The following is an 11,534-nucleotide window of genomic DNA, read 5'->3' on the forward strand; positions in this document are numbered from 1 at the left end:
CTTTCACGACGGGTACTTCCTTGATGGCAAGCAGTGCAAGGTTTCACAACCGTCAACCCAATGGGACCCCCGTCGAGAGGAGCTTCCAGTAGTGTCCCGATTGGTGTTCTCAGGATAGGAACCCCGATATCGCGATGCCTGCCGTTAGGAGCAGACCGCCAAACAGATGGATTTGAACGGTCATGGCCTGCGCAGGCAGCAGCGCGCTGACGTGATCTGGGTTGGCAAGAACTATCTTCGAGGCCTTGATAGCCAGCGGGATCGTGAGGAAGAACAGCAGGACAAGAGCTGGCAACACAGAGAAGAGGACCGCTATGGCAGCCCATCCATACGCCGCGCACAGTATGATCGGATATCCGACTGACGCTCTCTTCCTCCCGAGCCTCACGACCCAGTGGCGCTTCCCCACGCTCGCGTCTGCTTCCATGTCCGGGAACTGGTTGATGTAGAGAACCAGGGCGATGAGGAGGCCGATTGGTACCCCGGCAAGAAATGCGAGAACGCTGATGTCTCCAGTGAGCACGATAAATGTGCCGAGGACCACGAGAGGGCCGAACCCAAGACCTACCGCGATCTCGCCCACGCCGCGTCCAGCAAGGTTCACCTTTGGGGCGATGTACAAGAAGCCCATGAGCCCGCCGGCAATCCCGACGGGCAGGATCCACCAACTGATAGTCCATGCCAGGTAGAGGCCTATCGCGGCACCTATGCCAAAGCCGGTCAGGGCGGCCACAAAGACCTTCTTCGGATCGAGAATCCCGCTTATCAGGAAAGGAGTCCCACCGTTGAACTGCGTCCTCGCGCGGTTCATTGCGTCCCCCCCATTCTTGTAGTCGAAATAGTCGTTGATCATGTTGGTTCCTGCGTGCAGAGACACAGTCCCCGCCATCGTCACTAGGAGCAGGACGAGATCGAAAATCCCCCTCTCCCAGTACACGAGAGCGGCGCCGAAGAACACTGGCACTATGGCTGCCGTGAAGAAGGGAACTCTGAGTTCGAGCAGCCAGATCTTCACTCTCTTTCCAAACGAAGCAGGTTCCTCTGCCCCGGCCGAGGTGGCTCGTAGGTTCTGTCCGTCCATTTCAAATTCCCCGGTGAGAGTCAGAGCAGTCCTTGATGATCGAAACCGTGTCCTCCATACTCTGTATTTTCTTAAGCCTATCGGTAATTGCTGCCTTCGATGTGACGGGCAATGATCTGCATGATCGCCATGCAGCCCTTCTGTCCCTCCTTCTTCAGAGGACCGAGATGAATGTCCGCAGGTGTAGGGCCTGTGTCAGGGCCATCACATAGCTGTTTGCCAGCAGCCCGCAACACCCGCCCCTGAACTGCATGCTCGAGGAGTACCGCCTGCGGTTCGAGATCGAGTCGAGCTACAGGCTCATGTCGAAGAGCAAGATCCGCACATCCACGAAGGATCCGAAGCTGAGAGCCATGTATATGGCCACGAGCCTCCTGCTCGTGAACACGTGGGTCGGGGAGAAGTGGGACTGCCTGTCCACGAAGAGAAGAGGACCGGGAGGACGTGATGTCCACGCCGGCCTCCTTCCATATCCGAGGTTCCTGGCCATGCTCCAGTATGTGATCGAGAGAGAGTATGGATTCATACTGGCCATCGAGGTCCCGCAGAAGAAGAGAGCAGCTGGCTCACAGAGGAGGTGATTTACGAACTACTGAATCTAAGCAACACTATCTAGCTGGGCATCGTTGGATCTGTCGCTGTTCACTCGCCGTAGGTCTCATAGGTCAACGTGATCGGGCCGAGTTTCTGGCCGGACTCGAGCACGAGTTAGTTTGGTAGCTCCGCAAACGCGAACTGATTCGGCTTCACGATGCCAACTGAGGCTTCTTTCAAGGAAGATCACCTCCGAAGACGCCGTCATGCGGTAGCTCAATCACCCTTTGGCCGACTTTTCGAGAGCCTGGTCAATGTCTTCCAGTATGTCCTCAATGTTCTCCAGCCCCACTGACAGCCGGATGAAGTCCTCGGTCACTCCTGTCTCCAGCTGCTCCTCCGCCGTAAGCTGCGAGTGCGTCGTTGACGCTGGATGTATGACAAGGCTTTTCGCGTCAATTACGTTCGCGAGATGCGAGAACAGCTTCACCGAGCGGATGAAATTCTTTCCTGCTTCGAGTCCGCCTTTGATGCCGAAACCGACAAGCGCCCCATACTTTCCTTTGAGATATTTGGTGGCAAGCTTGTGGCTTGGATGCTCCTTTAATCCCGGATAATTGACCCAGGCGACCTTCGGATGATCTCTGAGGAACTTCGCCGTCTTGAGGGCATTCTCGGAATGCCTCTCCTGTCTGAGCGGCAGGGTCTCGAGGCCCTGCAGGAACTGGAAGGCGTTGAAGGGGCTCAGCGCAGGTCCCGCATCTCTCAGCCACTGCACCCGCGCCTTGATGATGTATGCGACATTTCCAAGGCCCGGGAAGTTGCCGAAAGTCTCCCAGAACTTCAGCCCGTGGTAGCTAGGATCCGGCTCGGTGAGTTCCGGGAATTTGCCATTGCTCCAATCGAATTTCCCTGAGTCGACTATCACACCCCCGATCGAGGTCCCGTGTCCCCCGATGACCTTCGTTGCCGAATTCAGGAGCACATCCGCGCCGTGATCGATTGGACGAGCGATTCCAACGGTCACCGTATTATCCACAACCAGCGGGATTCCGGCATTATGGGCGATCTTGGCTAGTCGCTCAAAGTCCGGAACATCCAGCTTGGGATTGCCGATAGTCTCCGCGAAGAGGGCTCTCGTCTTCTCCGTGATACCCTCCTCAAAAGCGCTCGGGTCCGTGGATTCGACGAACTTGACGCTCCTTCCGAGCTTCGGGAAGGTATAATGGAACAGCTGATATGTCCCGCCGTACAGGTTGTTCGCCGACAGCACCTCGTCGCCAACCTGCGTCAGGTTCAGCAGTCCAAAAGTCGTTGCTGCCTGTCCCGAAGATACCGCCAATGCGCCCGATCCTCCTTCGATCGCCGCGACTCTTCGCTCGAAGACGTCGGTGGTCGGATTCATGATCCGCGTGTAGATGTTGCCGAACTCCTTCAGCGCAAATAGATTGGCCGCATGTTCCGGACTCTTGAAGACATACGATGTCGTCAAGTAGATCGGCACGGCTCGCGCTCCCGTCGCTTTGTCCGCCGTCTCCTGGCCCTCATGCAAGCATATTGTTTCCAGTTTTTTCTCGCTCATTCTTCTTCACCTCTCTTTTTGAATCTGATAGATTCGTCCAAAAACCCATTTTTCGGCGTCGCATATATCGGTCCGAGCCGGCGCAGTCGGATATGGTTGTCGCGCAGGCTCGCTGGTTGTAAGAATCTCTTCCCGCCCGACGATTAATCTAGTGTTCACCCTTGTCGGAACTGGAAAACATGCTTCTCGACTGTTCTGCGAGCTTCTTTCCGTTTCACTTTCTAGATTAACCCTCTTCCAGCGCCTGATATGACGCCCTTGTATAACGGCGTAATAAATATATAGGATATAAATCTTACGGTCAGGCATGAAATCTCAGTGCGAAATCATGGCGACTCAGGTGATTCCTCGAGCGAGGGCTGAGATTGCCAGGAGACTGGCTACGAAATATGGAATGAAACAGACCGAAATCGCGGCAAGACTGGACATCACTCAGGCGGCGGTGAGCTTGTATCTCACGGAATTGAGAGCCACGAACCAGAGATTGATGGCAGAGTTCCCGGGGATTCTCGCCATCGCTGATGATCTGGCAGATGACCTCTATCATGGAGAGAAGGGATCTGAGGAATTGTTGTTTCGCGATATTTGGTCCATTATCGCACACAAGATCGGGATTTGCCCATCGGCATCCAACTGGACAGGGGGCTATGGCTCCGCAGAGACGGACGGGCATGTTGAGCGCGGCCGTTCAGACGGATGCACGAACGAATACGCGATCGAATATTCGATCTGAAGTAATCAGCCAAGGCATCGATTGATTATACGGGGTCGAACTATGAATGAAGAGGTCTGCCGCAGCATTCTGGAGACGATTGGAGGGACTCCGCTAGTCAAGCTAGGGAGAATCAAGGGGACGATCAAAAGCGAGCTGATGGCCAAATTGGAGTGCATGAATCCCGGAGGGAGTGTGAAGGACCGAATTGGAATCGCAATGATCGAAGCGGCCGAATCGGAAGGGCTTCTTCGTCCGGGCGGAACGATCGTGGAGGCTACCCACTCCTGGTTCCACTCGCGGAACATCAACGGCTGCGCACGGGCCTCATTATACTTCTACAACGACGCCGCCGACGTTGACGCATTTGCGAGCGCGATCCGAGATATCGTATCAGAACGAGAGGTGAGCTGAAGCTGTGGGAGAGTGATATGAATGGCGAGAATATTCGAGGACAACTCTAGAACGATTGGGAACACCCCGCTGGTCAGGCTGAACAGAGTGACCGACGGCGCAAAAGCGACTGTGATAGGAAAGCTCGAGTCCAGGAACCCGCTGGGCAGTGTCAAGGACAGGATAGGGTTGAGCATGATAGAGGCGGCTGAGAAGGCAGGGGCGATAAAGAAGGACACAATCCTTCTCGAGCCAACTTCGGGCAACACGGGCATTTCGCTTGCGTTCATCGCTGCGGCCCGGGGCTATCCGCTCGTGCTGACGATGCCCGAGACAATGAGTATCGAGCGGAGGAAGCTGCTCAAGGCCTTTGGAGCCGCGGTCATACTGACGCCCGGCGCCGAGGGAATGAAGGGCGCTGTGAGAAAAGCCGAGGAGCTCGTGGCAAGTGACCGGAGATACCTCCTTCTGCAGCAGTTCAACAACCCCGCAAATCCCCAAATCCATAGGGTCACGACGGCGGAGGAGATCTGGGACGAGACTGACGGGAAGGTCGACATTCTTGTCTCCGGCGTAGGTACAGGCGGCACCATAACCGGTGTTGCCGAGGTGATAAAGAAGCGGAAGCCGTCCTTCCGCGCGATAGCGGTTGAGCCTGCGAAGTCCCCTGTGTTGTCAGGCGGGCAACCCGGACCCCACAAGATACAGGGCATCGGTGCTGGGTTCGTGCCGAAGGTTCTGAACGTGAACATGATCGACGAGATTGTCCAAGTCGATGATGACGACGCAATCAACTTCACTAGGAGACTCATAAAGGAGGAGGGTATTTTGGCCGGGATCTCATCAGGCGCTGCTGCCTGGGCGGCAGTGCAGGTCGCCAGGCGGCCGGAGTCCGAGGGGAAGCTGATTGTAGTCATCCTGCCGGATACCGGGGAGCGCTACCTTAGCACGGTCCTCTTTGATGAGCCGACGACGACGTCGCCGGAGGTGTTCTAGATGCTGGAGAGGCTGAAATCTAGGAATGCGCTGTGGGCCTTGACAGCAGTGATCGTGACGCTGATCGTTCTTTCTGCAGGCCTGGCGTATGTGCTCCTCAAGAAGGACGAACAGGAGGTCCTGACGCTGAAGGTGGGCTATCTCCCGATAACGCATGCGCTGCTTCCGCTTGTCGCAACTGACCGCGGGCAGTTCACGGAGCTTCGCGTCGAGATGGTCAAGTTCTCGTCCTGGCCAGAGCTTGCTGAGGCTCTTCAGTCAGGAGCGATTGATGCTGGAGGCTCGATTCTCAATACGCTTGCCATGAAACTCGTCGAGAAAGGCGTACCGCTCAGATCAGTGCTGATGGCGGTAAGGGACGGGAGCGTATTGGTCACAGAGCCATCGATCGATTCGGCCGAGGAGCTAGTGGGCAAGACTATTGCGATACCCTCGCGATTTTCACCGCACTACATCCTGCTCGTGAACTACCTGGAGGACCACAACATCAGCATAGATCAAGTCACGACCGTGGAGATGGCCCCTCCGGACATGGTCTCCGCGCTCGCCGCGGGGAGCATCGACGCGTACATAGTGGCGGAGCCGTTCGGCGCAAAGGCCGAGCTGATGGGCATAGGCAGAGTGCTTGTTCTCTCGAAGGACATCGAGATAGCCAACTCGACTAGCAACGAGTGCGTCATCGCCATCAGGACGGAATTCATTGATGCACATCCTGCCGCTGTGCAGGATTTCGTTCTACAGCTCATAATTGCGGGAATTTACGTGACCGAGAACCCGGAAGAAGCTGCCGCGATTGCCACCAAGTACATAGGCCAGAATGAGACGACCATCATGCGCGCTCTGGCGGAACCACCAGGCAGGTCAGGGTACCTGGACCTGTACCCGCGCGAGTCGGAGTATGCGGCGTTCCAGACTGAGATGGTCAGATTCGATCTCATACAGACGCCGATAAATATCGAGGAGTTCGTGGATGAGAGCTTCGCTGCTGAGGCATACAGATCTCTGGGAGTGGAGTATACCTGAGGAGCCCACTGGCCGTCTTATCGTCTCTTCTTGTTGTGGGACTGTTCATACTTGCATGGTGGGTGTTCACACTGGTCACCTCCATTCCTCCAGAGTTCATGCCCACACCCGTCGATGCGTTGTTTGGGATCAAAGAGCTCGCAACAGAGCGCAGTCTTGCGAGCCATATTGCAGCAAGCCTCGCCAGGGTGTTCGCAGGATTCGGGCTCGCTCTCTCTGTTGGCGTGCCTCTCGGGCTTTTCCTTGGCCTCCATCCCAGGGTTGGCAAGGCAATCGATCCACTGATACAGCTGCTGCGCCCCGTTTCGCCGATTGCGTGGATCCCCCTTGCAATACTATGGTTTGGAATTGGCAGTATTCCCGCGGTGTTTATCATTTTCCTCACGACCGTGTTCCCCATCATTGTCTCGTCAGCAGCTGCGGTCCTGCAGACGAACCCGCTGCTAGTCCGGATGGCCTCCAACTTCGAAACGTCGAAACGAGACATGCTCTTGAAGGTGATCTTTCCCAGCTCGTTCCCCCAGATAATCGTGAGCGCAAGGATCTCCTTGGGGATAGCATGGGTGATTATCGTCGCGGCCGAAATGGTCGGCATGCAGTCAGGGCTGGGTTTCCTTGTGCTTGACTCGCGCAATTTCCTCAGAACGGACCTCGTGGTGTCGACCATGGTCGTGATCGGTGCGATAGGGTTCGTCCTCGACCGCTCAGTCAAGCTAGTGGAGAAAAGCGTTCGGAGGCGCTGGGGGCTTGAGGAGATTAGCGAAGGGAGGGCGACGAGCTGATGGTTGGCGAGATCTCAGTGTCAGGGGTGTCGAAGGTCTTCCGAAAGCGAGGAAGGGACCACGCTGTGCTCCACGACATCAACCTCGATGTCGAGAAGGGCGAGATAGTCTCGATCGTGGGGCCGAGCGGATGTGGAAAGTCCACCCTGCTCTCTCTTCTCGGCGGATTCGATCTACCTAGCGCAGGGACCATTCTGATAGATGGCATGCCCGTAAGGAAGCCGAGCACACGCGCAGTCATGGTCTTCCAGGAATTCGGACTCCTCCCGTGGAGGAACGTGTTCGGAAACGTCGAGTTCGGTCTGGAGGTAGCTGGGGTGCTGCCAGAGAAGCGGCACGCTATTTCCAAGAAATACATAGACCTCGTTGGACTGGCAGGTTCGGAAGAGAAGAATCCACACGAACTCTCGGGCGGGATGAAGCAAAGGGTGGGAATAGCGCGTGCGCTTGCTGTGGATCCAAGGATCCTGCTGATGGACGAGCCCTTCAACGCGCTCGACATGATCGCAAGGATGAGGCTTCAAAAGGAACTCATACGACTCTGGTCGCTGAGCGGAAAGACGATAGTGTTCGTCACCCACGACATAGACGAGGCGGTGTTTCTCGGGACAAGGGTTGTCACACTCGGCGGCAACCCAAGCACAATCACATCGGTCACTAGAATCGGGCTAAGTCATCCGAGGAAGAGAACTTCTCCCGAGTTCCACGCGCTCAAAGGAAAGATCATGTCTGACCTCGGATTGGAGGTTGTGGAACAGATCGAGTACGCGATATGATGAGACTGATGGAAACATGAAATACAAGTATCCGAAACTGAACGCCGAGATGCCATCGAAGGACGAGACGAAGGAGCTGATGGCAAATCAGTTTGTCCGGGGCATCCTCGAGGATCTGGAGGCGAATAGCATCGAGACCGCGTTTGATAGGCACGAGAGTCAGCAACCCCAGTGTCTGTTCGGCCTCAGGGGGCTGTGTTGCCAGCGCTGCCTCTGGGGGCCCTGTCGGATAGTGCCCAATGACCCTCGCAAGTCCCGAGGGATATGCGGTGCCACCCTGGAACTCGTTGTCATGGGCAATCTTCTCAGATCGTTGGCTGCGGGCTGTGCTGCCCACACACAGCATGCGCTCGAGTCGACTCATCTTCTAGCAGCCGCTGCTCGAAGCCGCACGCTCCCTCTTATTGGCGAGGAGTCCCTAGCCGAGGTTGCGGATCGGCTGGGCATATCCAGGTGTGAGAAATCCACCAGGGAGCTCGCACGCGAGATCGCAGATGTCTTTCTCGAGGACATCATTCGAACATCGTCTGGAAGCACGCTTCGTGTGATCGAGGCATTCGCTCCGAGGGATAGGCTGGCGGTCTGGAATGATCTCGGGATCCTTCCAAGGGGCACATACTACGAGATAGTGGAATCGCTCCATCGCACCACCTTAGGAGGGTGCACCGATTGGCGTGAGCTTGCGCTTCAGGACCTCAGAACGGCTCTTGCCTACAGCTGGAGCGCTCTCTTCGCTTCCTCTCTTGCGACGGAAATTGTGTTCGGTGCTCCCAAGGTTTCGGAAGTTTCCATTGGATGTCAGATCCTTGGAGAGGAGCATGTCAACATCGCGATCCATGGCCATTCACCCATACTGGCAGAGTATGTGGTCTCGAGAAGCAGGGATGCGGAGTCGGTGAGGGCAGCTCGCGTAGCTGGAGCCAAAGGAATAACCGTCGTCGGATTGTGCTGCAGCGGCCTCGAGCTCCTGGCCAGGAGGGGAGTTCCGACTTTGGGGAACATCCTGGGACAGGAGATCGTGATTGGCTCGGGCCTTGTCGATCTTCTTGTAGCTGACATACAGTGTGTGATCCCAGGTCTTTCCCAAATTGCGAAGTGCTTCGATACCACGATTGTGACGACAAGCGAGTCAGACAGGATCCCGGATGCAGTTCACATACCCGTGGATTTCGACACTGTTGAGCGCGACGCCGCTCGCATTGTTGATTTGGCAATAGAAGCGCACCGCAGGCGGAGACCGAGGACAAGGGCCAATCGGCTTCGGACAACTGGAGTCAAGGCCAAGGTTGGCTACGACCACAGAACGATCTTGTCTGTTCTTGGCGGCGCCCGGGGGGCTGTTGACCTCCTCCGTGGAGGTCAGGTGAAAGGCATCGTGACAGTTGTTGGCTGCAACAACCCCAAGGTGCCGTACGAGCGGTCTCAGGTGACGATAGCGAAGGAGCTCATCAAAGACAACATCATGGTCACTACCTCTGGCTGCTGCGCGCATGCGTTACTTACCTCAGGTCTCTGCTCTCCTGAGAGCTGGACCTTGGCGGGCGAATCCCTCGGTCCACTTTGCAAGGAGCGAGGCTTTCCACCCGTTCTGAACGTGGGCGCGTGCGTGGACAATGTCCGGACGATACGCCTGTTCGCGGAGCTGGCTGACGCGGCCAGCTTGCCTATGGACAAAATGCCGTTCATGTTCTCTGGCCCCGAGCCAGGCAGCGAGAAGGCCATCGGTCAAGCGCTCTCGTTCCTCTTGCTCGGGGTAAACGTTCATAGCGGATTTCCAGCCGGCGTGCCTGTCCCGGTCCCGAAGCGCATGGAGGGTTCGGAACATATCGATGACTATGAACGAGGAGGGAATCAGCTTGTGGACTTCTTCGTAGACCAGGCACATGACCTTCTCGGGGCAAGGTTGCTCGTGGAGCCTTACCCGGACCTTGCGGCGAAGCTGATCCAGATGACAATCAGGAGGAAGAGGCTGCAGCTTGAGAAGGAATTCGGTTGGAAAGTGTAACCTCGTATTCTTGGTGCTAGAATGCATCCCTTTCCTCTCTTTGTCGGTGGTGAAGGATTGCAGATCGTCGTGGTTCTTTCCGGCAGGACCCATCTTTGCTGAACTGCCGCCTCTTTAGCAACAAGGTCGGGCTCGACCGGGACCGGTATCGCCATCTTCTCCAAGATCATTCGCTGTTTCTTGGTGATCTCGGTCAGCCTCCAGGTCGGTCGAACCTGGATCGCCCGCAACTTCGAAATCTCGAGCAGGATGTCTTCGCCCGACCTTTGACACCTCGGTCATGAAATGAGACGCGATTCTCGTCTCTGAGCAGGAGAGAAACGCGGAGGTAAACGAACTCGACCGTGGGATGGTCATCATGACGAACGAGTCAATGAGATGCGCCTCCTCCATCTCAGGAGCTACGAGTATCATCAAGTACTAGCTGAACACGCTCATGCAAGGCATGGTGCTTCACGTCGGCCACTGGATGCAGTTCGAACCCGCGCAGGTCGAGTCGGTCGATGCAGGCGGCGATTGACGAAACCCCGAGGTCAGGTTGAAGTTTCAGAAGGATCTCGTCTATCACCCAGGAGCGAAGGCCGTCATCACTCACCTCGAAGGGGGCAAGCTTCGCATCCCAGGGGCGCTCGAGTTGCGGCTGATGGAGCCGGAGCACAGGGTCTTGGCCGCGGGCGAATCATGCAGCCACGAAAACCGCTATTCAATGCCTTTGAGGCGCAGAGCATCGTGCAGCAAGGAATTGCCGTCACACTTGTAGCAGTGGTTCTCCGTTCCTGACGGTACTTTGGCTTCGTGCACGATTTCCGACGCTTCCAGAATTGTCTCGACATACCATTTGCTTGTTGGAGCCCTGTGCCCCTCTAGCTTTGATCCCGGATTCGGGGACCACACAAAGGGAACGACATTCGCGCCAAGGCTAGTTATCTCCCTCACTCCCTCTAGGAATGTTTTCTTCGGTTCGAGCCCCATGACAAACACGCCATACACGTTTCCTTCTCCAAAGACTTCGACGGCGAGCTTTATTGAGTCGAGGAACTTGTCATGACTGACGTCCTTGGCCTTGCCCGGACAGATTGCCTGGTACAGCTTCTCGTCCCAGATCTCCATGCTGAAACCCAATGCATCTATCCCGGCGTTGTAGTATCCGTTGATCTCCTCCAGTCCTCTCGCCGGCGATGGTAAGATGGTTCCCGGGATGCGGTCAAAACCCGTATGCATCCTGATGGATTCCAGAATCTCCGTGATGAGCTCGATCTCCTTCTGGTGGCTGAAGCATCCTCCCGTGAGCAGGACATGCTTCACCTGTCCTTCGGAGAACGCGGCCTTGGCGACCTCGCCAATGTCATTGATGTCCTTCTTTCTCAGGGAGCCATAGGTCTCAGTGGCTGAGACGAGATTGCAGAACAGGCACTCCTCTCTCTTGCTGAAGTGGCTGCAGTAGTTCTGATAGCAGAAGAACAGGCAGTCCTCTCCTCCGATCTGCCCGACTTGTACCATTCTTTGGCCGCTGCTCGTCGTTCTGATGTAGTATTCCGGCCTCGGTATCCATCTGACCTTGCAAAGTTCTTCGTCCCTGCTGGACAGGACCAGGTCATCCCCGTTCTTGCAGACACGGTATGGCGAACTGCTATTCATCCTGAACTGGAC

11 protein-coding genes are annotated in these 11,534 nt (G+C 56.1%); 8 read left to right on the forward strand and 3 right to left on the reverse strand.

Going from position 1 to position 11,534, the window contains the following annotated elements:
• Positions 1-109 precede the first annotated feature (109 nt).
• Positions 110-1,081 (reverse strand): prenyltransferase, encoded by a 972-nt coding sequence (locus tag KJ653_02620; protein ID MBU0684730.1) that lies wholly within the window; start codon positions 1,079-1,081, stop codon positions 110-112.
• Positions 1,082-1,332: 251 nt separating this feature from the next.
• On the opposite strand from KJ653_02620, the gene KJ653_02625 reads away from it, so the two are divergent.
• Positions 1,333-1,662 (forward strand): hypothetical protein, encoded by a 330-nt coding sequence (locus KJ653_02625; protein MBU0684731.1) that lies wholly within the window; start codon positions 1,333-1,335, stop codon positions 1,660-1,662.
• Positions 1,663-1,895: 233 nt separating this feature from the next.
• Here the strand turns inward: KJ653_02625 and KJ653_02630 are convergent, their stop codons facing one another.
• Entirely contained in the window at positions 1,896-3,197 is a 1,302-nt protein-coding gene (locus KJ653_02630) for an O-acetylhomoserine aminocarboxypropyltransferase/cysteine synthase (GenBank protein MBU0684732.1), read from the reverse strand.
• 307 nt (positions 3,198-3,504) lie between these two features.
• On the opposite strand from KJ653_02630, the gene KJ653_02635 reads away from it, so the two are divergent.
• The 7 genes from KJ653_02635 to cooS are packed head-to-tail and all read left to right on the forward strand — an operon-like array spanning position 3,505 to position 9,884.
• A complete protein-coding gene (locus KJ653_02635) occupies positions 3,505-3,930 on the forward strand; it encodes a hypothetical protein (GenBank protein MBU0684733.1) in 426 nt (141 codons plus the stop codon).
• 42 nt (positions 3,931-3,972) lie between these two features.
• Entirely contained in the window at positions 3,973-4,323 is a 351-nt protein-coding gene (locus KJ653_02640; GenBank protein ID MBU0684734.1) for a pyridoxal-phosphate dependent enzyme, read from the forward strand.
• Between the two features lie 21 nt (positions 4,324-4,344).
• A complete protein-coding gene (gene cysK, locus KJ653_02645; GenBank protein MBU0684735.1) occupies positions 4,345-5,298 on the forward strand; it encodes a cysteine synthase A in 954 nt (317 codons plus the stop codon).
• Positions 5,299-6,321: an ABC transporter substrate-binding protein gene (locus KJ653_02650; GenBank protein ID MBU0684736.1), complete on the forward strand. Its 1,023-nt coding sequence runs from the start codon at positions 5,299-5,301 to the stop codon at positions 6,319-6,321.
• A 35-nt stretch (positions 6,322-6,356) separates the two neighbouring features.
• Positions 6,357-7,103 (forward strand): ABC transporter permease, encoded by a 747-nt coding sequence (locus tag KJ653_02655; protein MBU0684737.1) that lies wholly within the window; start codon positions 6,357-6,359, stop codon positions 7,101-7,103.
• On the forward strand, positions 7,103-7,879 hold the full coding sequence (locus KJ653_02660) for an ABC transporter ATP-binding protein (protein MBU0684738.1): 777 nt from the start codon (positions 7,103-7,105) through the stop codon (positions 7,877-7,879). Before KJ653_02655 ends, KJ653_02660 begins: the two co-directional genes overlap by 1 nt.
• Positions 7,880-7,928: 49 nt before the next feature.
• Entirely contained in the window at positions 7,929-9,884 is a 1,956-nt protein-coding gene (gene cooS / locus KJ653_02665) for an anaerobic carbon-monoxide dehydrogenase catalytic subunit (GenBank protein MBU0684739.1), read from the forward strand.
• A 699-nt stretch (positions 9,885-10,583) separates the two neighbouring features.
• Here the strand turns inward: cooS and KJ653_02670 are convergent.
• A partial coding sequence (locus KJ653_02670) for a radical SAM protein (GenBank protein ID MBU0684740.1) occupies positions 10,584-11,534 on the reverse strand: 951 nt, incomplete at its 5' end.

It is taken from the genome of Candidatus Thermoplasmatota archaeon (assembly GCA_018814355.1).
In the GTDB taxonomy this organism is placed as follows: Archaea; Thermoplasmatota; Thermoplasmata; order UBA10834; family UBA10834; genus COMBO-56-21.

Bases quoted from the DNA above. Each gene is read 5' to 3' on its own strand.
- KJ653_02625 (MBU0684731.1), top strand. From the start codon at position 1,333: ATGCTCGAGGAGTACCGCCTGCGGTTCGAGATCGAGTCGAGCTACAGG.
- KJ653_02640 (MBU0684734.1), top strand. From the start codon at position 3,973: ATGAATGAAGAGGTCTGCCGCAGCATTCTGGAGACGATTGGAGGGACT.
- KJ653_02630 (MBU0684732.1), bottom strand. From the start codon at position 3,197: ATGAGCGAGAAAAAACTGGAAACAATATGCTTGCATGAGGGCCAGGAG.
- KJ653_02635 (MBU0684733.1), top strand. From the start codon at position 3,505: ATGAAATCTCAGTGCGAAATCATGGCGACTCAGGTGATTCCTCGAGCG.
- KJ653_02620 (MBU0684730.1), bottom strand. From the start codon at position 1,081: ATGGACGGACAGAACCTACGAGCCACCTCGGCCGGGGCAGAGGAACCT.
- KJ653_02650 (MBU0684736.1), top strand. From the start codon at position 5,299: ATGCTGGAGAGGCTGAAATCTAGGAATGCGCTGTGGGCCTTGACAGCA.
- cooS (MBU0684739.1), top strand. From the start codon at position 7,929: ATGCCATCGAAGGACGAGACGAAGGAGCTGATGGCAAATCAGTTTGTC.
- cysK (MBU0684735.1), top strand. From the start codon at position 4,345: ATGGCGAGAATATTCGAGGACAACTCTAGAACGATTGGGAACACCCCG.
- KJ653_02660 (MBU0684738.1), top strand. From the start codon at position 7,103: ATGGTTGGCGAGATCTCAGTGTCAGGGGTGTCGAAGGTCTTCCGAAAG.